Below are 19,486 nucleotides of genomic sequence, written 5' to 3'. Positions count from 1 at the left end.
CATGGGCCTGATCTCGGAGGTGCTGCTGCTGCCGTTCGCCCCGGCGCGCGGCGGCGCCTGGGCCATTCGGCAGGTGATGCAGGAGGCGGAACGTATCTACTACGACCCCGCCACGATCCGTGCCGAGCTGGCCCGACTGGAAGAGCTGCTGGAGGCCGGAGAGATCACCGAGGAGGAGTTCGACACCCAGGAGGACGCACTCCTCGACCGGCTGGAGACCGCGACGCGCACAGGCGCGGGTGCGGAGGACGGGACGGCACCACAGTGAATCGAATGGGACTGGGCCTCGCGATCGGGGCCGGATACCTCCTCGGACGGACGAGGAAACTGAAGACGGCGGTCGCTGTCGGCGGGTTGGTGGCCGGCAAGAAGCTGAACCTGAGCCCGCGGATGGTCGCGGACCTGGTGTCCCAGCAGCTGCGTGACAACCCGCAGTTCAAGGAGCTCGGTGACCAGCTGCGCGGCGAGCTGCGCGGCGTCGGCAAGGCGGCCTCCGGCGCACTGGTCGAGCGGCAGCTCGACTCCCTCGCGGACCGGCTGCACGGCCGTACCGCCGAGATGCGTAACCGGCTGACGGGCGCCGCCCCGCAGGACCGGGCCGAGGCGGACACCGAGGACACCGAGGACACCGAGGACGCCGAGGAACCCGAGGACCTGGAGGAAGAGGGCCGGGAGCCGTCGGCCGAGCCGGATGAGGAGAGGGATGAGGAGAGGCCGGCCCGCGAGGACGGGCCGGCCCCGGGGCGGGCGGCGAAGAAGGCCCCCGCCAAGGCGGCGGCCCAGAGGCCCGCCGCCAAGAAGGCACCGGCGAAGAAGGCCGCCCCGGCCAAGAAGACGGCCGCGAAGAAGTCGGCGGCGAAGAAGTCGGCCGCCGCGCCCGAGGGCGCCCGCTCACGTACGTCGAAGGGAGGCGGTGAGCGATGACCGAGACCCTGGGACGGGCGACTTCCGCCGCCCGCGACGGCGCGAGCCGGACACCACACAACCCGCTCGCCGACGTGGCCCACAGCGAGGCCGCCGACCGCCTGAAGGCCGAGCTGCAGGACTTCCTCGCGGCCCAGGCCACCCGCCTGCTGAGCGGCCTCGGCCAGAAGCTCGGCGAGACCACGAACAAGCTCAACGACATCGCCGAGGGCAACAGCCCGGGCTTCGCCAAGCTCGCCGTCGACGGCGGTCGCAAGATCGCCGAAGGAAAGGGTCCGCTGCGCACCGCCGTCGAACTCGGCGCCTCACGGGCCAAGGACAACGTGGTGGGCGCCCTGAAGAACCTGGGGGGAGGCAAGAGCGGACGCAAGCGCTCGGCCGGCAAGAAGCCCACCGTCATCATCGAGCACATCGACATCGGGGTCCCGCTGCGCACGGCCTACGACCAGTGGACCCAGTACCAGACCTTCAGCACCTTCGCCAAGGGCGTCAAGAACGCCGACAAGTCCGACGACACCACCTCGGACTGGCAGCTGAAGGTCTTCTGGTCCAGCCGCAGCTGGAAGGCGCAGACCACGGAACAGATCCCCGACGACCGCATCGCCTGGTCCTCGGAGGGCGCCAAGGGCACGACGAAGGGCGTCGTCTCCTTCCACCGCCTCGCCGACAACCTCACCCGCGTCCTGCTGGTCATCGAGTACTACCCCACGGGGTTCTTCGAGAAGACCGGGAACATCTGGCGCGCCCAGGGCCGCCGCGCCCGGCTCGACCTGAAGAACTTCGCCCGCTTCATCACCCTCAAGGGTGAGGCCGAGGACAGCTGGCGGGGCGAGATCCGCGACGGCGAGGTCGTCCGCAGCCACGAGGACGCGCTCGCCGAGGAGGGGGAGGAGGAGGAAGCCCCCGCCGAGGCGTACGAAGAGGACGAGGAACCCGAGCCCGAGGACGAATCCGGCACGGAACCCGAGGAGGAGTACGAGCCGGAGTCCGAGGAGGAAGAGGAGTACGAGCCGGAGTCCGAGGAGGAGGAATCCGGGGAGGAGCAGGCACCCGAGGAACCCGCTGACGAGTACGAGGAGGACGCGTATCCGGAAGAGGAAGACGAGGCCGAGGAAGACGTCGAGGAAGACGCCGAGGACGCGTACCCCGAGGGCCGGAGCCGCCGATGACCACCCCCAGCCGACTTCCCGAGCCATACGGGCAGGGCGGCGGTGCCAATCTCGCCGACATCCTGGAAAGGGTGCTGGACAAGGGCGTCGTGATAGCGGGCGACATCCGCATCAACCTGCTCGACATCGAACTGCTCACCATCAAACTGCGCCTCGTCGTCGCCTCCGTCGACAAGGCGAAGGAGATGGGAATCGACTGGTGGGAGTCCGACCCGGCGCTGTCCTCACGCGCCCGTCGCGACGAACTGGCCAGGGAGAACGCCGAGTTGCGTGAGCGACTGGCCCGGCTGGAGGAGCTGGAGCCCCGCCGCGCACAGGAGGAGGCGCCGTGACCGGACTGCGGTACGTCTACGCGGTCTGCCGGCCCTTCGGCACACCGCTCCAGGCACAGTTGACCGGGGTCGGAGGCGACCCGCCCCGGCTGCTGCCCCACCACGATCTGGTGGCGGTCGTCAGCCACGTACCCGAGGCGGACTTCGCCGAGGAACCGCTGCGCGCGCATCTGGAGGACCTCGACTGGCTGACCACGGTCGCCCGCGCCCACCAGGGCGTGATCGACGCCCTCACCACCGTCGCCACCCCGCTGCCGCTGCGGCTCGGCACCGTGTTCCGCGACGACAGCGGCGTACGGTCGATGATCGAGGCGCGCGAGGAGAACTTCCTGCGGACCCTGGACCGGCTAGAGGGCCGGGTCGAGTGGGGCGTCAAGGTGTACGTCGAGCCGGAGCCCACGCCAAAAGAGCCCGCCACGCCCGCGCCGAAGCCGGCGTCCGGCCGTGACTACCTGCGACAGCGGCGCATGCGGACGAAAGCCCAGGAGGATCTGTGGCAGCGGGCCGAGTCCTTCGCGACCCGGCTGCACGAGACCCTTTCGGAATGTGCCGAGGACTCCCGGCTGCACGCACCGCAGAATCCCACCCTGTCCGGCGCCTCCGGACGCAATGTGCTCAATGCCGCCTATCTCGTCCCGCGCGCGGAATCCGAGGAATTCGTCGAAAGGGTGGACCGGACGAAGGACGGCACTCCCGGACTGCGTGTCGAACTCACCGGCCCCTGGGCGGCCTATTCGTTCGCCGGTGAGGAAACGGCCGGGGAGGAGGGGGCGTGACCGTCGTCGAACGCCGCGAGGTGGCTCTGGTGGATCTGCTCGACCGGCTCCTGGCCGGCGGAGTCGTCATCACGGGTGACATCACGCTGCGCATCGCGGATGTCGATCTGGTCCGTATCGACCTCAACGCGCTCATCAGCTCGGTGAACGCGCAGGTCCCCTCGCCCTTCGAGGAGTCGCGTTGAACGCCGCCCCGGACAACCGGCCCGCGGAGCCGCATGTCGAGCCGCTTGGCGAGCCGCCTGCCGGGCCGCATGTCGAGCCGCTTGCCGAGCCGCCGCCTGCCGGGCCGCATGTCGAGCCGCCCGGCAGCCGGCGCAAGCGGCTGGACCTGGAGCCGGACACCGTCGAGCGCGACCTGGTGAAACTGGTGCTCACCGTCGTGGAACTGCTGCGCCAGCTCATGGAACGCCAGGCGGTGCGCCGGTTCGACGAGGGGGGCCTGACCGAGGAGCAGGAGGAGCGGGTCGGGCTCACCCTCATGCTGCTCGAGGACCGTATGGCGGAATTGCGGAACCGCTACGGACTGCGGCCCGAGGACCTGAATCTGGACCTCGGGCCGCTCGGACCGCTGCTTCCCCGCGAGTGAGGCGTGAGTGGGTGGTGAGTGATTCGGCAGTGCGGAAATAGAAAATTCCCCGGGACCAGGTCCCGGGGAATTCTCGTCATCTCACCACCTGTACCAGCGGCCCCTGCCCCCGCCTGCCGATGTGCTGCGCATGAAGAATCCCAGCAGCCACACGACCAGAACCGCCAGGGCAATCCACCAGAGAATCTTTACCGCGAATCCGGCACCGAAAAGGATCAGCGCCAGCAGCAGAACGAGCAGAATGGGAACCATAGTGTCAACCTCCTGACGTTCTGATTGCCCGTACAACGCGATTCAGGCCTCCTTGCGGCAGAGAATTTCCCCGTGCAGCACGCTGAACCAGCCGTCGTCCCGCGCGCCCCACTCCCGCCAGGCCGCGGCCACCTCACGCAGCTGCTCGCGGGTGGCGTGGCCCCCGTCCACGGCGCGCCCGGCATAGGCCGACGCCACGGTGCGGTCCGCCCACAGACCGCTCCACCAGGCCCGCTCCCGCGCGGTCGAGAACGTCCAGGTGCCCGAGGTGGCGGTGACCTCCGTGAAGCCCGCGGCGAGCGCCCAGGACTTCAGCCGCCGGCCCGCGTCCGGCTCACCCCCGTTGGCCCGGGCCACCCGCCGGTACAGATCCAGCCAGTGGTCCATGCCCGGCGACAGCGGATACCAGGTCATCGCCGCGTAGTCCGAGTCCCGTACGGCGACGAACCCGCCCGGCCGGGTCACCCGGCGCATCTCGCGCAGCGCCCGCACCGGGTCGCCCACGTGCTGCAGCACCTGATGGGCGTGCACCACGCAGAACGTGTCGTCCGGGAAGTCCAGCGCGTGCACGTCGCCCACCGCGAAGTCGACGTTCGTCAGCCCCCGCTCGCCGGCCACCGTCCGGGCCCGTTCGAGGATCCCCGGCTCCCGGTCGAGACCGGTGACGTGCCCGTCCGGAACGAGCCCGGCCAGATCGGCCGTGATCGTCCCGGGTCCGCATCCGATGTCCAGGATCCGCATGTGGGGCCTCAGCGCCCCGAGGAGATAGGCCGCCGAGTTCTCGGCGGTCCGCCAGGTGTGCGACCGCAGCACCGACTCGTGGTGCCCGTGCGTGTAGACGGCGGTCTCCCGTGCTTCCGACATGCCGAGCCCACCCCTTCCACTCTCGTAGGAGGACGCTCACGCTACGCGCACCACCCGAATAATGAGACTCGCGTCTCACTTTTCGGGCGATCGGCCGGCTGTCCGAAACCCGTTTGCCCCCGGCGTCGACGAACCCGCAAAATCCCCCCATGGGTCACCTGGAAGCAGCACACCTCGAGTACTACCTCCCCGACGGGAGGGCGCTTCTGGGCGATGTGTCGTTCCGGGTGGGCGAAGGCGCCGTGACGGCCCTGGTCGGGCCCAACGGCGCGGGCAAGACGACCCTGCTCCGCCTGCTCGCCGGCGAGCTGAAGCCGCACGGCGGATCCGTCACCGTCACCGGCGGCCTGGGCGTCATGCGCCAGTTCGTCGGCTCCGTGCGCGACGAGACGACCGTCCGCGACCTCCTCGTCTCCGTCGCCACGCCCCGTATCCGGGAAGCGGCCCACGCCGTCGACAAGGCCGAGCACGCCCTCATGACCGTCGACGACGAGGCGGCCCAGCTCCGTTACGCGCAGGCCCTCGCCGACTGGGCCGAGGCCCGGGGCTACGAGGCCGAGACGCTGTGGGACATGTGCACCACGGCCGCGCTGGGCGTCCCGTACGACAAGGCGCAGTGGCGCCAGGTCCGCACCCTCTCCGGAGGCGAACAGAAGCGCCTGGTCCTCGAGGCACTCCTGCGCGGCACCGACCAGGTCCTCCTCCTCGACGAGCCGGACAACTACCTCGACGTGCCCGGCAAGCGCTGGCTGGAGGAACGGCTCACGGAGACCCGCAAGACCGTCCTGTTCGTCTCCCACGACCGCGAACTCCTCGCCCGCGCCGCCGAACGCATCGTCTCCCTGGAGCCGAGCCCCACCGGCGCCGACACCTGGGTGCACGGCGGCGGCTTCGCCACGTACCACGAGGCCCGCCGTGAACGCTTCGCCCGCTTCGAGGAATTGCGCCGGCGCTGGGACGAGAAGCACGCCCAGCTCAAGAAGCTCGTACTGAATCTGCGCCAGGCCGCGTCGGTCAGCCACGAGATGGCCTCCCGCTACCAGGCGGCCCAGACCAGACTGCGCAAGTTCGAGGAGGCGGGGCCCCCGCCGGAGCCGCCTCGTGAGCAGAACATCACGATGCGTCTGAAGGGCGGCCGTACCGGGGTGCGCGCGGTCACCTGCGAGCGGCTCGAACTGACCGGTCTGATGAAACCCTTCGACCTGGAGGTGTTCTACGGCGAGCGGGTGGCCGTGCTCGGCTCCAACGGCTCCGGCAAGTCGCACTTCCTGCGTCTGCTCGCCGGTGAGGACGTGGCGCACACGGGTGGGTGGCGCCTCGGCGCGCGCGTCGTCCCCGGACACTTCGCGCAGACGCACGCCCACCCCGAGCTGCAGGGCCGCACGCTCCTGGACGTCCTGTGGAAGGAACACTCCCAGGACCGTGGTGCCGCCATGTCGCGGCTGCGCCGCTACGAGCTGACCGGCCAGGCCGAGCAGACCTTCGACCGCCTCTCCGGCGGCCAGCAGGCCCGCTTCCAGATCCTGCTCCTGGAACTCCAGGGCGTCACCGCCCTGCTGCTCGACGAGCCGACGGACAACCTCGACCTGGAGTCCGCCGAGGCGTTGCAGGAGGGGCTGGAGGCATTCGAGGGCACGGTCGTCGCCGTCACCCACGACCGCTGGTTCGCCCGTTCCTTCGACCGGTTCCTGGTGTTCGGCAGCGACGGCCAGGTCAGGGAGACCCCCGAACCGGTGTGGGACGAACGCCGGGTGGAACGAGCCCGCTGAGTGTACTGATCACCAGCGTGGGGGCCTGTCCGGCGGATCACGCCGACAGGCCCCGGCCGGGCGGCTCACTTCCAGCGCAGCAGCGCCCCCAGCCCGCCGACCGGCGCGTCCTGCGGCGCGTCCGGTGCGAGGCTGACCGCCAGCGCGGGCGCGTCCGTCGCGACCGCCGACCGGATCAGCGCGTCGTCCGCCCGCGCGGACCAGGAGTTCTGCTCACCGAGGACCTTCAGGTCCGTACGCCGCACCGCCAGCTGGTCCGGATCCTCACCGATCCACACCTCACGGTGTGCGTCCGCCCCGTCCGGCCGGATCAGCAGCTCGTCGATCCGGTGCTCGCGAGCGGCCTCGATCAGCGCGGGAACGCCCTCCACGGCACCCGACCGGCCCGCGTCGTCGGGACTGCGGGCGGCGAGGAAACGCTCCAGCTCGGCGGCGGCACGGTCGTGGATGTGCTCCGTGCGGATCCGCTCGACGTCCTCGTCGAGCAGCCGGCTGCCGGCGCCGCGCGAGGCCTCGACCACCAGATCGTGCAGCCGCCGCGGCAGCCGCTCGTGAACGGACCGCTGCTCGCGGTCGTCACCGACGAGGATCAGCAGGTCGGCCCCGGTCTCCTCCTGGCAGACGGCGAGCGAGTCGGCGATCTCCGCCGCGTTGTGCTCCCAGGTGTTCTCCACCCGCAGCTGGAAATGGCGCTCCGACCAGTCGACGGAGCCGGTCCGGTGCAGGGGCCACTGGCGCCCGGTGACACCGCCGACGTCGTCCCGGCCCAGGGAACTGCGCAACTCGAAGTCCGCCCCCTTGCGGTCGACGTAGGCGACCACGCACACGGGGTCCTCGCCGGCCAGCTCCAGCAGGGGTGCGACCCTGGGCAGCGGCGCCCACTGCGCCCAGTCCCGCCGGGGGGAGCGGGCCAGCGGCGGGTCGAGCACCACCTCGCCGTCCCGGGCGAACACGGCGCGGCCGTGCGGTTCCGTGGAGTGCCGCAGTTCCTCGAGCGCGCGTCGCACCGCCTGGCAGGTCGCCTCGTCCGCGCCCTGGTCCGCCAGTTCCTGGGCCATCGCCTGCGCCGTCAGCTGCCGCTCATGGGGCGTGTGCTCCGTGTGCCGGGAGGTGTCGACGTAGACGGAGGCCCAGGGGCCGGGACGTTCGTAGAGTGGATGCAGGAAAGCGAGTTCCATGGCTCCCTCCCGGTTGCCGTTCGAGGTAGTGCCTGTCGCCGGCCGGGCGGGTACCCGTACCGCATGAACGCACACGACGAGCGGGGCACCACCATGACCGGAGTCGAGCCGAGCCGCCTGGACGACCAGCAGCTCATGAAGGAGCTGGAAACCATCCACCGCACGCGCCACGACACGCTGCTGTACGGCTCCAACGACGCGCTGCGGGCCCACAACGAGCGGATGGCGCAGCTGGAGGGCGAGTATCTGCGCCGCAACCCGCGCCGCCCGGTGGCCGCGGGCCGCACCCGTGAGGGAGCCCGCGAACGGGGCGCCGCGGACACGACGACGCCCACGACTCCGGACACCTGACGTCCCGGACACCCGAGCCCGGCCGCCGGAGGCCCCCGGATCGGTGACGGAGGTGCCCGGACCGGCGACCGAGGTCCCCGGATCCGCGACCGGGGCCCGCACCCACGCGAGCCCCGGAGCAGCGTCCCGCACGGGACGAGACCTCAGACCCCTTGGGCGGCCCCTTCCGCCGCGAACACGTCCAGGAACGTCTCGCAGAACGCCTTCAGATCGTCCGGCTTGCGACTGGTGACCAGCTTGTTCGGCCCGTGGTCGCAGACCTTCACCTGCTCGTCGACCCACGTCCCGCCGGCGTTGCGGATGTCGGTGCGCAGGCTCGGCCAGCTGGTCAGCTCACGGCCCCGCACGACGTCGGCCTCGACCAGGGTCCAGGAGGCGTGACAGATCGCCGCGACCGGCCGGCCCTGTTCGAAGAAGTCCCGCACGAACGCGACGGCCTTCGCGTCCATGCGCAGGAAGTCCGGATTGGCCACCCCGCCCGGCAGCACCAGCCCGCCGAAGGAGTCCGCCGACGTCTCGCCGACGACCTCCTGCACGGGGAAGGTGTCCGCCTTGTCGAGATGGTCGAACGCCTGGATCGTGCCCGGGCTCGTCGACACGAGCACGGCCTCGTGACCGGCGTCCACGGCCGCCTTCCACGGCTCGGTCAATTCCACCTGCTCGACGCCCTCGGGCGCGGTCAGAAATGCGATGCGCATGGTGGTCCTACATCCCTTCGTCTGCTTTCGGCGGCTCGCGTCCGGCTACGCCGCTCTCGTCCGGCTCCGCACGGCTGATGTCGGCCAGCGCCGATCCGGGGTCCCGGGCCTCGGCCAGATCGCCGAGACTCACCAGCCCGACGGGCAGACCGCCCTCGACCACGGGAATCCGGCGTATCGCGTGCTCACGCATCAGGGCGACGGCCGAGGACACCGGATCGTCCGGGGCGAGCGTCAGCGGGTCAGGGGTGCACACCGACCCGACACTCACACCGAGCGGGTCCGCTCCCTCGGCGACCGACCGGACCGTGATGTCGCGGTCGGTGAGCACGCCGACGACCCGCTGCCCGTCGGCCACGACGACGTCGCCGATGTTCTGGGCGCGCATCAACTGCGCCGCCTCGACGATCGAGGCGTCCGGGCGTACGGCGACCACGCCCGGTGTCATCACGTCCTTGACGAACTCGGCCATCACTGAGGCCCTCCCTCCGGATCCCGGCCCGTGGGGCGCCGCGTCCGACCGCCGTACGACCGCCCCGGCGCGGCGCCCTCATCGGCCGGTCACGCGGTCTCGGTCTCCCGGGACCGGGTCAGTGCCTCGGCCAGCTCCTGGACGCTGCCGTAGCGTGCCTGGCGCGGCAGCCGCTCCAGCGCCTCGATGAGCGCGTCGGGCGCGTACCGCCGGTCCAGGGTGCGCATCAGCTCGCGCGGACCCGCGGGGAAGGCCCCGCGGCCCAGGATCCTGGCCAGCTCCAGTCGTACGGACTCCATTGACGTCGGGCCGCGGCTCGGCGTCACCGGGCCGTGCGCCACCTCGGGATCGTCGTCGGCGAACGGCTCCGGGTCGTGCCACTCCTCGGTGCGGGTGGGGTGCCCGGACCTCAGCAGACCCTGCAGTTCGTGCTTCATCTCGTCGTCGCGATGGACGCTGAGCCGGTCACTGCCTCGCTGCATGTCTCCCTCCAGATGCTTCGGGGTGCGCACCGCGTACCCGGGGAGCGCAAGCCGACACCGGGTTCGGAAGCCGGATCGTCACCGCCCGGGTTTGGCCGCCGGACGGTGGGAGACCCGCATCGCACGCCCCCCACGCGCCTCCTGGAAAGGACCGGCCATGGCGGTGCTCGCCGTGCTCATCCCCCTGCTCATGCTCGGCGTGATCCTGCTGCTGGGCCGCTACGAGGACCTGCTGCTACCGCCCCGGCCGCCCGCGAGCGACCCCCGGGAAACAGGGCTGCGGAGTTTGGGGCAGTGAAGCGGGGGCAGGCGCGGGTGCAGTGCTTCGGACAGGAGGCACGCCCGTGGCAGCGGCATCAGGACGCTGCGGGCGCCCCTGTCCCGATCGGTGCGCCCGCCACGGTGACGGTCCGTCCCCACCCGAGGGAGTTGCGACGCACCATGCCGACCCGAGCGAGCGCGAAGCGCCATCCGCACGACGACGCCCCCGACACCGCGACCGCCTTCCGCATGCTCGCGGCCCTGCCCCCCGGCCCGGAGCGCGACGCGCTCCGTGACGGGACCGTCGAGGCCTGGCTGCCCATGGCCGACCGCCTCGCGGGACGGTTCCGCAGCCGTGGCGAGACCTTCGACGACCTGCGCCAGGTCGCCGCCCTCGGTCTGGTGAAGGCGGTCGACCGCTACGACCCCGAGCTCGGCAACGCGTTCGAGAGCTACGCCGTGCCGACCATCACCGGCGAGATCAAACGACACTTCCGCGACCACATGTGGACCCTGCACGTACCGCGCCGGGTGCAGGATCTGCGCAACCGCGTCCGGCACGCCGCACAGGACCTGTCCCAGACCATTCCCGGCCGTCGGCCGACCGTGGCCGAGATCGCCGAGCACGCCGATCTGAGCGAGGACGACGTCCGTGCGGGGCAGGAGGCACTGGAGAGCTTCTCCGCGCTGTCCCTGGACGCCGAACTGCCCGGCAGCGACGACGGCTACTCGCTCGGCGACGCCCTCGGAGCGCCCGACCCGGCGCTGGACACCGTGGTCGACCGCGAAGCGGTCAAGGAGCGGCTGGCCGCACTGCCGGAGCGGGAGCGGGCCATTCTCCACATGCGGTTCTTCGGCGACATGACGCAGAGCAGCATCGCCGAGGAGCTGGGCATCTCGCAGATGCATGTCTCCCGCCTGATCAGCCGCTGCTGCGGCCGCGTACGGGAACAGGTCATGCGGGACGGGGAGACGTAGCCCCCGTCACCCGCTCGGGTGTGCCCGGTCCCGCCAATGGTGGGCGAGCGCGCGCGGGGGAGCGACGAGCGGGCTGTGATGGCGGTGGAGCGCGACCGATCGCCGCGCCCCTGCCGTCGCTCGAAGGAGCCCGCACCATGCGCCGCACCGCACGTGCCCTGTCCCTCGCCGCCGTCGCCGGTACCGTCCTCGGCGCACTCGCACCGGCCGCGTTCGCGGGAGCCGTCCCGGGCAGCGAACCCTCCTGGGGCACCGCGTCCCACTCGCCCTGCCCGGAACCGGAGGGGCAGGGGAGGGAGGGGTACGAGCCGAAGAACACCGCACCGGGGGCCGCCGAGGCGGAAGGCCTCGAACCCGGAGCCCGCGAACCCGGAGCCCGCGAACCCGGAGTCCGCGAACCGGAAGCGCTGGGACCGGATGCCGCCGTACCGGAGGGCACGGCTCTGGAGGAGCTCGTTCCGGACGAGGTTCCCGCCCCCGGGGACGCCGAAGGCGAGATCCCCGCTCCCCAGGCGAGCGACCCCGCCGAACGGAAGGCCGTGGAACCGAGCGCCCCGCAACCGCAGCACACCGCGCCGAGCGACACCGAGTCGAAGGGCACCGGGCCGGAGGAAACCGGGTCGACGGAGACCGAGTCCGAGGAGACCGGGCCGAAGGACACGGAGCCGAAGGAAACCGGGCCCAAGGAAACCGAGTGGAAGGGCACCGCGCCGAAGGACACCGAGTCGGAAGAAGCCGAGCCGAAGGGCACCCACTGCGCCGACGCGCCCGTGCACCACGGCGTCCACGCGGGTGAGGGCGGTGCCTTCACCGATTCCGTGCCCGCCCTGGCCGCCGGCGGCCTGCTGATCGCGGGCGCCGTCGGCGCCGCCGCACACCGGCTGTACCGGGACCGGACCACCCGCACGGACGGCTGACGTCGGCCGCCCTTCCCGGCCGCCGCCCACGCCGTGGAACGCGCCACCCGTCCGGACAGCCATGACCCGCGGCACGATGGGTACTGACTCGCCTGGAGCACGAGCGGGCGCCCGGGCACACCGCCCGGGTACCAGGGACTGCGCGGAGGTAGGGATGCGGCGGACGGACCCGGAAGGACACGGCCCCGTGCGCTTCGGGCCGTCCGCTCCCGAGGACGGGCTGCCCGTCCTGCCCGAACTGTCCGCCGTACTCGCCGCGGCGGCATCCCGCGGCGACGCCGAGCCGGTCGGGGGCGGCCCCGCCCTGCTGGACGCCGCATGCGGCTACGGCGAACGGCGCGGACTGCCCGCCGCTGCCGAGCGGATGGCGGTCGGCCCGGGCGCCCCCTCCCTGCTGGTGGCCCTCACCGCCGCCATCGGCGGCGACGTCCTGGTGCCCAGACCCTGCGCCGCCTGGTGGGCCCCCTACGCCCGCCTGCTCGGCAGACCCGCCTTCCACGTGCCGACTCCGGCCGAGAGCGGCGGCGTCCCCGACCCGTACGCCCTGCTGGAGACCGTGCGCCGACTGCGTACCGAGGGCGGCGACCCGCGCCTGCTGGTGCTCTCCGTCGCCGACGACCCCACCGCCACCGTGGCCCCGCCGGAACTGCTGCACGAGACCCTCGAGGCGGCCGTCGGCGAAGGGCTCCACCTGGTCAGCGACGAGACCTGGCGCGACACCCTGCACGACCCGCACGGCACCGTGCTGCTCAGCCCCGCCGAGATGCTGCCCGACCGGGTCACCGTCGTCACCGACCTGGCCGGCGCCCTGCTCCCGCCGGGCTGGCCGGCGGCGGTGGCCCGCTTCCCGGCGGGCGGGGAGGCGAACGCGCTCCACGCGCGCGTGCTCGACGTGCTCACCGCACTCGACGCGCGGATCGCCGCCCCCGTCGCCGCCGCGGCGGCGTACGCGCTGTCCGAGCCCGAACCGGTCACCGCGCGCGTCGCCGGCACCGTCCGTCTGCACGCGCGCGTGGCCGCCGCCGCGCACCACGCCGTCGTCGCCGCGGGAGCCGTCGCCCGGCCCCCGTCCTGCGGTCGGCACCTGTACGTCGACCTCACGCCCCTGGCCCCCGCGCTGGCCGAGCGGGGCATCGGTGACGCCCAGGAACTGGAGGACTTCCTCACCGCCCGCCTCGGCATGCCCGCTCCGGGCGGTCACCGCTTCGGCGACGATCTCGAGGTGCCGCGCGTACGGCTGTCCACCGCCCCGCTGCTGGGCGACACCGCGGAACTGCGCGCGCAATCCCTGCGCTCACCCGCGCCCCTGGAACTGCCGCAGGTACGACGCGCGTTGCTCCGTCTGACATCGGTCTTCGACGATCTGCGTGGCGACGCTCGGCGAGGGGAGTCCCCTCGATGACGCAGCGGCCCGAGTCGACCACCGGAACGACCACGACCACAGCGCCGAGCGCGGCCACCCCGAAAACCTCCGCCCCGAAAACCCCCACCCCGAAAACCCCCACCCCGAAAACCTCCGCCCCGAAAACCCCCGCCCCGACGGTCCACGCCCCGACGACGCGCGCCCCGAATCCCGACGCCCCGGACGTCCCCTCCCCCCTCGCGCCCCCGTACCCCCCACCGGCCGAACCGCGTCCGCTCGCCGAACGCCGGGTGTGGCCGCGTACCTTCCACGACCGGCTGACGGCCCCGCTGCCCGGCCTCAAGGCCCTCGCCCGCTTCGCCCGGGAGGGCGCCGTACGGCCCACTGCGGACGGCCTCGCCGACATCCCCCGGCTGCCCTACGCGCCCGCGCCGCTGCCCCGCGTGGACGCCCGCACGGTCGCCGTCACCTGGGCGGGCCACGCGAGCTGGGTCGTGCGGATCGGCGGGCTCACCGTGCTCACCGACCCGGTCTGGTCCCGCCGTATCCTCGGCACCCCGGCCCGTATCACCCCCGTCGGCGTCGCCTGGGACGCCCTGCCGCGCGTGGACGCGGTCGTCATCAGCCACAACCACTACGACCACCTCGACGCCCCCACCCTGCGCCGGCTCCCGCGCGACACCCCGCTGTTCGTGCCGGCCGGGCTCGCCCGCTGGTTCCACCGCCGCCGGTTCACCCGGGTCACCGAGCTCGACTGGTGGGAGGCCGCCGAACTGGACGGAGTGCGCTTCGACTTCGTACCGGCCCACCACTGGTCCAAGCGCACCCTCGTCGACACCTGCCGCTCCCTGTGGGGCGGCTGGGTGCTCACCGACCCCGACGGGCAGCGGGTGTACTTCGCCGGCGACACCGGCTACGGCCACTGGTTCTCCCGTATCGGCCGCCGCTGTCCGGGTATCGACCTCGCCCTGCTGCCCATCGGCGCCTACGACCCCCGCTGGTGGCTGGCCGACGTCCACTGCGATCCGGAGGAGGCGGTCCGCGCCGCCCAGGACCTCGGTGCGCGCCGCATGGCCCCGATGCACTGGGGCACGTTCGTCCTCTCCGCGGAACCGGTCCTGGAGCCGCTCACACGCGTGCGCGCCGCCTGGGAGAAGGCGGGCATGCCCCGCGAGGACCTGTGGGACCTGCCGGTGGGAGCCTCCCGCGTCCTCCGGTGACCACCCGCCCGCGGTGACCAGGCGCCCCGCGGCGACCGGAGGGGGGCGACGTCACCCCGCTGTCGTCCCCCGCACCCGCCGCCACACACTCGGGGCCACGCTGATCAGCACGGTCAGCACGATCGCCGCGAGCACGCCCTCCCACGGCTCCTCGAAGAGCGAGCCGCCGAGGACACCGATCAGTTGGTACGTCACCGCCCACGCCAGACAGGCCGGCAGATTGCCGCGGACGAAGCGGCGCATCGGCCACTTCGCGAGCAGACAGGCCAGCATCACCGGCAGGCGCCCGGCCGGCATCAGCCGGGACAGCACCAGCACCGCCACCCCGTGGTCGGCGAGCTTGTGCTGCGCCTGCGCCAGCCGGTCCTCCGGCGCACGCGCCCGGATCGCCTCCAGCCAGCGCGAGCCGTTCTTCGACTTCATCCCGCGCCGCCCCAGCCAGTACAGCGCCACATCCCCGAGGAACGCGGCCAGCGACGCCGTCACGAACACCAGCGCCATCGAGAACGGTGCCGTCCGGTGGAAGGCGACCACCGCCGCCGAACTCACCAGCGCGCCCGTCGGCACGACCGGCACCAGCGCCCCGATCAGCACCAGCAGGAACAGCGAGGGATAACCGATCGCCTGCTGGGTGGACTCCGGAGCCACGGCCGGCACCGCCGCCAGAGCGGCCACCGGGAGGAGTGACGCACCGGCCGCCTGGCTCAGGGTGGCGGGGAGTGTCACCGCGCGACCTTCAGGCGCACGCTCTCCCCCTGCCCGAGCCGGTGCACCGTCACGTCGGGTGCGTGCCGGGCCGCCAGCCGCACGAACTCGTGGCCGGGGGCGTGGAATTCGTGCGGGCGCACGGCGTCCATCCCGATCGGCCAGTACGTGCCGTAGTGCACCGGCACCGCGCTGGACGCCCCCAGCCGGGCCAGCGCCTCGGCCGCCCGTCCCGCGTCCAGATGGCCCTCGCCGAGGTACGGACCCCAGCCGCCCACCGGGAGCAGCGCCACGTCGACCGGCCCGACCTCCTTGGCCATCGTGTCGAACAGTCCGGTGTCCCCGGCGAAGTACGTCCGCGCCTCACCCTCCAGGACATAGCCGAGGGCGGGGGAGCGGTGCGGTCCGACCGGCAGCCGCCGACCGTCGTGCCGCGCGGGCACGGCCCGTACGGCCAGCCCGCCGACCGTCGTCACATCGCCGGGCGCCACCTCGCTCACCACGAGATGCGTGAGCCGGCGCAGCCCCGGCACCGCGCGTCGTGCGCCCCGGGGCACGAGCAGGCGTGTGCCCGGGGCGAGCCGGGCGAGCGAGGGCACGTGCAGATGGTCCGCGTGCAGATGGGAGACCAGGGCCACGTCCGCCTGCCGGGCCTCGGCCGGGGGCACCGCGCCGCGCCGGCGCCGCAGATGCGCCAGCCTGCGGGCGAACAGGGGGTCGGTGAGCACGCGGGTGTGCGAGTCCTCGACCGTGCAAGTGGCGTGACCCCACCAGGTGATCTCCACCGGCACTTCTCCGCCTCCTTCGCGCGACTCCCCGCAGCCTACGTGCAGGAGTAGGGTCGGCGACGAAACCGGAGGTGAGGGGGACGCCATGGGGCCGGTACGGGTGACGGCGATCGCGAGTCTGACACCGCTGGTGGAACTGGACGCCGATCCCTTCCTGGTGGACTCCCGCAGCCAGCACGCCATGTGCGCGCGCTGGGCCGCCGAACACGGCTACGTGGTGGCCCGGGAACTCCTCGTGCGGGGACTGCGCCCGGATCACTGCCTGCTGTGGGAGGGCGTGCGGCCCGGCACCGATCTGTTCGTGGCGCCCAGCCTGCGGGTACTGGAGCGTGCCCTGTCCTCCGTCGAGGAGTTCGCCGCGGAGTGCGCGCGGCGCGGGGTGCGCGTGGAGACGGTGGGCCGCGCCGAACCGTCGTACGACGCGGCGATGAAGGCGTGTGTGCACCGCAGGCTGTCCATGCCGACGGCCGGCTACGACGGCCGCTGAGACCCGGTGACCTGCGTGACCGGGGACAGAATGCCTCTTCCGGTCGTTGTGGCAGGGTGGGTACGGGCTAGGGCCCGTCCGTCACGGTGACGGACGGACCGGGACGCGAGGTGTGCGGGGCGTGCGGGGCGAGCGGTGGCGACGGGTCGCCAGTCAGATCGGGCGGAGTGTCGCCGTGTGGGCGGTCTCCACGCTCACCATGCTGCTGCTCGCCGGGATCCTCCCGGACTTCCGCCTGCGCTCGGCGGACGGCGACAGCGCCACCGACATCGCGGTCACCGCCGCGCTCGGCGCGGGCGCCTTCGGCCTGCTCTCCGCCTTGGTGTGGCCGCTGCTCGTGCGCCTGCTGCTGCTCGTTCCGGCGCTCGTGCTCGGGCTGCTGGTGTTCTTCCTCAACGGCGCGCTGCTGTGGCTGGCCCTGCGCGTCAACCCGGTCGAACGGGGCGCCGCGGCACCGGAGACGGCGGTCGTGGTCGCCGCGGTGATGTCCGCGGTCGCCTCCGCCACCGGCGCCGCCCTCGCCGTACGCGACGACGACGCCTACCGCCGTCGCCTGTACCGCCTGGCCGACCGCAGACGGCGCTCCACCCCGCCCTGCCCGCCGACCTCCGGCACCGTCTTCCTGCAACTCGACGGCGTCGGCCACGACGTGCTGCTGGACGCCGTCGGCAAGGGGCTGATGCCCACCGTCGCCCGCTGGCTCGGCACCGCAACCGGCGGCGACCGTCCCAGCCACCGACTCACCCCCTGGCGCACCGACTGGTCCAGCCAGACCGGCGCCAGCCAGCTCGGCATCCTGCACGGCAGCAACCACGACGTCCCCGCCTTCCGCTGGTACGAGAAGGCCCGCCGCGAGGTGATGGTCTGCAACCGGCCCACCAGCGCCGCCGAGCTCCAGGCCCGCGCCATCGAGTACGCGGGGCACGCCGGGCTGCTCGCCACCGACGGCGCCAGCCGCGGGAACCTCTTCGGCGGCGGCGCCGGCGAACAGGCCCTGGTGCTGTCCATCGCCACCCGCCGGCGCGGTCCGGCGGCCCGCTCCCGGGCGGGCTACTTCGCCTACTTCTCCGACCCCGCCAACGCCGTGCGCACCGCGCTGTCCTTCATCGCCGAGGTGTGCCGCGAGATCGGCCAGTCCACCCGGACCCGGCTGCGCAAGCAGCGCCCGCGCGTCTCGCGCGGCGGGCTCTACCCGTTCGTCCGCGCCTTCGCCACCGTCGTCGAACGGGACGTCGTCGTCGCCGCCGTGACGGGCGACCTGCTCGCCGGCCGTACGGCCGTCTACGCCGACCTGGTGGCCTACGACGAGGTCGCCCACCACTCCGGGCCGGCGAGCCGGGACGCCGAGAAGGTCCTCCAGCGCCTCGACCGCGCCCTCGCCCTGATCGAGAACGTCGCCGAGCACGCCCCCCGCCCGTACCGGCTCGTCGTCCTCTCCGACCACGGGCAGAGCCCCGGCGAGACCTTCCGCTCCCGCTACGGCCTCACCCTCGGCGACCTGGTGCGGGCCGGCTGCGGACTGCCCGTGCCGCGCCGGGCCCGGCGTACCCACAGCGGCGCGGAGGCCCGCGCGGCCGTCCGGGCGGCGCTGCGCCGGCCCGTGGAGGAGGGAGCCGAGCACTTCCGGCCCACCCGCGGCTCGGAACCCGTCGTGCTGGCCTCCGGCAACCTGGGCCTGGTCTCCTTCCCGGACGTGCCGCACCGGATGACCAAGGAGGAGATCGACGCCCGCCACCCCGCGCTGCTGCCGACCCTCGCCAACCATCCCGGCATCGGCTTCCTCCTCGTCCGCAGCGAACGTCACGGCGGGGTCGTGCTCGGCGCGTACGGCGCGGAGATCCCGCTGGACGAGCTGGACGACAACCCCGGACCGCTCGCCGCGTTCGGCGCCGGCGCCGCCGACGTCGTACGCCGCACCCATACCTTCCCGCACACCGCCGACATCATGGTCAACTCCTTCCACGACCCCGCCGACGGCGAGGTCCTCGCCTTCGAGGAGCAGATCGGCTCCCACGGCGGCCTCGGCGGCGCCCAGTCCCGTCCCTTCCTGCTGTCCCCGCTGGCGCTGTCCCAACCGGTCGCCGACGGAGCGGAACTCGCCGGGGCCGAGCACATCCACCAGGTGCTGCGCCGCTGGATGACCGAGTCGGACGAGGCGGAACTGCCCGCGACGCCGGACCGGGAACGCGCGGCCTGAGCCCGACGTCCCGCCCACGGCGGAGCGACGACCGCGGCACCCGCCCGTCCGCGCCATCCCCGACGGCCGGGTGGACGTCCCGCGAGCGCGCGTACCTGACGCCGCCGGGCGCTCACCTGCCGTTTCCCCGGGAGAGGGCCCGTCTTCCGGGTGAGTTGAGCCGTGATGTGATCGGATGGGGGCGGGAACCGGGTGACACCGGCTCCCGGACCGAGCACCGCCGGACACACGGCCGGACATTTCGAAAGGATGCGTCATGGCAGCCACGCGCTCCGCACACACCGTTTGGGAAGGCAACCTGTTCAAGGGCAGCGGGGTCGTCGCCTTCGACTCCTCCGGCAGCATCGGTGAGCAGCCGGTCACCTGGGCGTCGCGCGCCGAGGAGGCGAACGGCAAGACCAGCCCGGAGGAGCTGATCGCCGCCGCGCACTCCAGCTGCTTCTCGATGGCCCTCTCCAACGGCCTCGACAAGGCCGGCACCCCGCCGACCCGTCTGACGACCTCCGCGGACGTCACCTTCGTGCCCGGTGAGGGCATCACCGGCATCCACCTCACCGTCGAGGGCACCGTTCCCGGCCTGGACGAGGCCGGTTTCGTCGCCGCGGCCGAGGACGCCAAGGTGAACTGCCCCGTCAGCCAGGCCCTGAAGGGCACGAACATCACCCTGACGGCGAAGCTCGCCTGACCCGCTCGCCGCGCCGAACCACCGCAGGC

The 19,486-nt window shown here is 72.8% G+C and carries 25 protein-coding genes; 17 read left to right on the top strand and 8 right to left on the bottom strand.

Annotated elements, in window-relative coordinates:
- Position 1 precedes the first annotated feature (1 nt).
- The 7 genes from IE178_RS19655 to IE178_RS19625 all read left to right on the top strand — a co-directional run bounded on the left by IE178_RS19655 (position 2) and on the right by IE178_RS19625 (position 3,790).
- Positions 2-268, top strand: coding sequence for a gas vesicle protein GvpG (locus IE178_RS19655; protein WP_193513221.1), 267 nt, complete (start codon positions 2-4; stop codon positions 266-268).
- Positions 265-924, top strand: a complete 660-nt coding sequence (locus IE178_RS19650; RefSeq protein ID WP_193513220.1) for a DNA primase — start codon at positions 265-267, stop codon at positions 922-924. The genes IE178_RS19655 and IE178_RS19650 overlap by 4 nt, the downstream gene beginning before the upstream one ends.
- Positions 921-2,093: an SRPBCC family protein gene (locus tag IE178_RS19645; protein ID WP_193513219.1), complete on the top strand. Its 1,173-nt coding sequence runs from the start codon at positions 921-923 to the stop codon at positions 2,091-2,093. Before IE178_RS19650 ends, IE178_RS19645 begins: the two co-directional genes overlap by 4 nt.
- On the top strand, positions 2,090-2,425 hold the full coding sequence (locus IE178_RS19640; protein WP_184762989.1) for a gas vesicle protein: 336 nt from the start codon (positions 2,090-2,092) through the stop codon (positions 2,423-2,425). The genes IE178_RS19645 and IE178_RS19640 overlap by 4 nt, the downstream gene beginning before the upstream one ends.
- Entirely contained in the window at positions 2,422-3,201 is a 780-nt protein-coding gene (locus IE178_RS19635; RefSeq protein WP_193513218.1) for a GvpL/GvpF family gas vesicle protein, read from the top strand. The genes IE178_RS19640 and IE178_RS19635 overlap by 4 nt, the downstream gene beginning before the upstream one ends.
- Positions 3,198-3,386: a gas vesicle protein gene (locus tag IE178_RS19630; RefSeq protein ID WP_193513217.1), complete on the top strand. Its 189-nt coding sequence runs from the start codon at positions 3,198-3,200 to the stop codon at positions 3,384-3,386. Before IE178_RS19635 ends, IE178_RS19630 begins: the two co-directional genes overlap by 4 nt.
- Positions 3,387-3,526: 140 nt before the next feature.
- Complete coding sequence (locus IE178_RS19625) at positions 3,527-3,790, top strand: gas vesicle protein K (RefSeq protein WP_193513280.1); 264 nt, start codon at positions 3,527-3,529, stop codon at positions 3,788-3,790.
- An 81-nt stretch (positions 3,791-3,871) separates the two neighbouring features.
- Here the strand turns inward: IE178_RS19625 and IE178_RS19620 are convergent, their stop codons facing one another.
- Both IE178_RS19620 and IE178_RS19615 read right to left on the bottom strand, forming a co-directional pair.
- Complete coding sequence (locus tag IE178_RS19620) at positions 3,872-4,042, bottom strand: hydrophobic protein (protein ID WP_184762992.1); 171 nt, start codon at positions 4,040-4,042, stop codon at positions 3,872-3,874.
- A 42-nt stretch (positions 4,043-4,084) separates the two neighbouring features.
- Complete coding sequence (locus IE178_RS19615; RefSeq protein WP_193513216.1) at positions 4,085-4,906, bottom strand: class I SAM-dependent methyltransferase; 822 nt, start codon at positions 4,904-4,906, stop codon at positions 4,085-4,087.
- A 149-nt stretch (positions 4,907-5,055) separates the two neighbouring features.
- On the opposite strand from IE178_RS19615, the gene IE178_RS19610 reads away from it, so the two are divergent.
- Positions 5,056-6,675 carry an ABC-F family ATP-binding cassette domain-containing protein gene (locus IE178_RS19610; protein ID WP_193513215.1) on the top strand — a complete coding sequence of 540 codons (1,620 nt, stop codon included), beginning with the start codon at positions 5,056-5,058 and terminating at the stop codon, positions 6,673-6,675.
- Between the two features lie 65 nt (positions 6,676-6,740).
- Here IE178_RS19610 and IE178_RS19605 read toward each other — a convergent pair whose 3' ends face one another.
- A complete protein-coding gene (locus IE178_RS19605; protein WP_193513214.1) occupies positions 6,741-7,853 on the bottom strand; it encodes a baeRF2 domain-containing protein in 1,113 nt (370 codons plus the stop codon).
- 63 nt (positions 7,854-7,916) lie between these two features.
- On the opposite strand from IE178_RS19605, the gene IE178_RS19600 reads away from it, so the two are divergent.
- On the top strand, positions 7,917-8,204 hold the full coding sequence (locus IE178_RS19600; RefSeq protein WP_193513213.1) for a DUF6158 family protein: 288 nt from the start codon (positions 7,917-7,919) through the stop codon (positions 8,202-8,204).
- A 143-nt stretch (positions 8,205-8,347) separates the two neighbouring features.
- Here IE178_RS19600 and IE178_RS19595 read toward each other — a convergent pair whose 3' ends face one another.
- The 3 genes from IE178_RS19595 to IE178_RS19585 form a co-directional block, all read right to left on the bottom strand.
- A complete protein-coding gene (locus tag IE178_RS19595) occupies positions 8,348-8,902 on the bottom strand; it encodes a type 1 glutamine amidotransferase domain-containing protein (RefSeq protein ID WP_193513212.1) in 555 nt (184 codons plus the stop codon).
- A 7-nt stretch (positions 8,903-8,909) separates the two neighbouring features.
- On the bottom strand, positions 8,910-9,374 hold the full coding sequence (locus IE178_RS19590; RefSeq protein ID WP_184762998.1) for a CBS domain-containing protein: 465 nt from the start codon (positions 9,372-9,374) through the stop codon (positions 8,910-8,912).
- Between the two features lie 89 nt (positions 9,375-9,463).
- Positions 9,464-9,856: a DUF2795 domain-containing protein gene (locus tag IE178_RS19585; RefSeq protein ID WP_184762999.1), complete on the bottom strand. Its 393-nt coding sequence runs from the start codon at positions 9,854-9,856 to the stop codon at positions 9,464-9,466.
- A gap of 91 nt (positions 9,857-9,947) precedes the next feature.
- Between IE178_RS19585 and IE178_RS19580 the strand changes: the two genes are divergently transcribed.
- From IE178_RS19580 to IE178_RS19560, 5 genes are all read left to right on the top strand, one after another.
- A complete protein-coding gene (locus IE178_RS19580; RefSeq protein WP_193513284.1) occupies positions 9,948-10,154 on the top strand; it encodes a hypothetical protein in 207 nt (68 codons plus the stop codon).
- A gap of 143 nt (positions 10,155-10,297) precedes the next feature.
- Positions 10,298-11,095 (top strand): RNA polymerase sigma factor SigF, encoded by a 798-nt coding sequence (locus IE178_RS19575; RefSeq protein WP_193513211.1) that lies wholly within the window; start codon positions 10,298-10,300, stop codon positions 11,093-11,095.
- Between the two features lie 137 nt (positions 11,096-11,232).
- Entirely contained in the window at positions 11,233-12,012 is a 780-nt protein-coding gene (locus IE178_RS19570; RefSeq protein ID WP_193513210.1) for a hypothetical protein, read from the top strand.
- A gap of 154 nt (positions 12,013-12,166) precedes the next feature.
- Positions 12,167-13,414 (top strand): aminotransferase class I/II-fold pyridoxal phosphate-dependent enzyme, encoded by a 1,248-nt coding sequence (locus IE178_RS19565; protein WP_184763001.1) that lies wholly within the window; start codon positions 12,167-12,169, stop codon positions 13,412-13,414.
- Positions 13,411-14,595: an MBL fold metallo-hydrolase gene (locus tag IE178_RS19560; RefSeq protein WP_193513209.1), complete on the top strand. Its 1,185-nt coding sequence runs from the start codon at positions 13,411-13,413 to the stop codon at positions 14,593-14,595. Before IE178_RS19565 ends, IE178_RS19560 begins: the two co-directional genes overlap by 4 nt.
- A gap of 51 nt (positions 14,596-14,646) precedes the next feature.
- Here the strand turns inward: IE178_RS19560 and IE178_RS19555 are convergent, their stop codons facing one another.
- Positions 14,647-15,270 (bottom strand): DedA family protein, encoded by a 624-nt coding sequence (locus IE178_RS19555; protein WP_193513279.1) that lies wholly within the window; start codon positions 15,268-15,270, stop codon positions 14,647-14,649.
- A 47-nt stretch (positions 15,271-15,317) separates the two neighbouring features.
- Entirely contained in the window at positions 15,318-16,091 is a 774-nt protein-coding gene (locus tag IE178_RS19550; protein ID WP_193513208.1) for an MBL fold metallo-hydrolase, read from the bottom strand.
- Between the two features lie 82 nt (positions 16,092-16,173).
- Here IE178_RS19550 and IE178_RS19545 point away from each other — a divergent pair, with 82 nt between their 5' ends.
- The 3 genes from IE178_RS19545 (at position 16,174) to IE178_RS19535 (ending at position 19,457) form a co-directional block, all read left to right on the top strand.
- Positions 16,174-16,575: a hypothetical protein gene (locus IE178_RS19545; RefSeq protein WP_184763004.1), complete on the top strand. Its 402-nt coding sequence runs from the start codon at positions 16,174-16,176 to the stop codon at positions 16,573-16,575.
- 121 nt (positions 16,576-16,696) lie between these two features.
- Complete coding sequence (locus IE178_RS19540; protein ID WP_193513207.1) at positions 16,697-18,772, top strand: phage holin family protein; 2,076 nt, start codon at positions 16,697-16,699, stop codon at positions 18,770-18,772.
- A 256-nt stretch (positions 18,773-19,028) separates the two neighbouring features.
- Complete coding sequence (locus IE178_RS19535; protein ID WP_184763006.1) at positions 19,029-19,457, top strand: OsmC family protein; 429 nt, start codon at positions 19,029-19,031, stop codon at positions 19,455-19,457.
- The last annotated feature ends 29 nt before the right edge of the window (positions 19,458-19,486 follow it).

It is taken from the genome of Streptomyces griseoloalbus (genome assembly GCA_014650015.1).
Classification (GTDB): Bacteria; Actinomycetota; Actinomycetes; order Streptomycetales; family Streptomycetaceae; genus Streptomyces; species Streptomyces griseoloalbus.
This window is presented reverse-complemented; position numbering and strand designations above follow the sequence as displayed.

What these genes read in the sequence shown, in the direction of transcription:
- IE178_RS19655 (WP_193513221.1), top strand. Translation starts at nt 2, where the DNA reads ATGGGCCTGATCTCGGAGGTGCTGCTGCTGCCGTTCGCCCCGGCGCGC.
- IE178_RS19645 (WP_193513219.1), top strand. Translation starts at nt 921, where the DNA reads ATGACCGAGACCCTGGGACGGGCGACTTCCGCCGCCCGCGACGGCGCG.
- IE178_RS19640 (WP_184762989.1), top strand. Translation starts at nt 2,090, where the DNA reads ATGACCACCCCCAGCCGACTTCCCGAGCCATACGGGCAGGGCGGCGGT.
- IE178_RS19620 (WP_184762992.1), bottom strand. Translation starts at nt 4,042, where the DNA reads ATGGTTCCCATTCTGCTCGTTCTGCTGCTGGCGCTGATCCTTTTCGGT.
- IE178_RS19615 (WP_193513216.1), bottom strand. Translation starts at nt 4,906, where the DNA reads ATGTCGGAAGCACGGGAGACCGCCGTCTACACGCACGGGCACCACGAG.
- IE178_RS19610 (WP_193513215.1), top strand. Translation starts at nt 5,056, where the DNA reads ATGGGTCACCTGGAAGCAGCACACCTCGAGTACTACCTCCCCGACGGG.
- IE178_RS19605 (WP_193513214.1), bottom strand. Translation starts at nt 7,853, where the DNA reads ATGGAACTCGCTTTCCTGCATCCACTCTACGAACGTCCCGGCCCCTGG.
- IE178_RS19600 (WP_193513213.1), top strand. Translation starts at nt 7,917, where the DNA reads ATGAACGCACACGACGAGCGGGGCACCACCATGACCGGAGTCGAGCCG.
- IE178_RS19595 (WP_193513212.1), bottom strand. Translation starts at nt 8,902, where the DNA reads ATGCGCATCGCATTTCTGACCGCGCCCGAGGGCGTCGAGCAGGTGGAA.
- IE178_RS19590 (WP_184762998.1), bottom strand. Translation starts at nt 9,374, where the DNA reads ATGGCCGAGTTCGTCAAGGACGTGATGACACCGGGCGTGGTCGCCGTA.
- IE178_RS19585 (WP_184762999.1), bottom strand. Translation starts at nt 9,856, where the DNA reads ATGCAGCGAGGCAGTGACCGGCTCAGCGTCCATCGCGACGACGAGATG.
- IE178_RS19575 (WP_193513211.1), top strand. Translation starts at nt 10,298, where the DNA reads ATGCCGACCCGAGCGAGCGCGAAGCGCCATCCGCACGACGACGCCCCC.
- IE178_RS19570 (WP_193513210.1), top strand. Translation starts at nt 11,233, where the DNA reads ATGCGCCGCACCGCACGTGCCCTGTCCCTCGCCGCCGTCGCCGGTACC.
- IE178_RS19565 (WP_184763001.1), top strand. Translation starts at nt 12,167, where the DNA reads ATGCGGCGGACGGACCCGGAAGGACACGGCCCCGTGCGCTTCGGGCCG.
- IE178_RS19560 (WP_193513209.1), top strand. Translation starts at nt 13,411, where the DNA reads ATGACGCAGCGGCCCGAGTCGACCACCGGAACGACCACGACCACAGCG.
- IE178_RS19545 (WP_184763004.1), top strand. Translation starts at nt 16,174, where the DNA reads ATGGGGCCGGTACGGGTGACGGCGATCGCGAGTCTGACACCGCTGGTG.
- IE178_RS19535 (WP_184763006.1), top strand. Translation starts at nt 19,029, where the DNA reads ATGGCAGCCACGCGCTCCGCACACACCGTTTGGGAAGGCAACCTGTTC.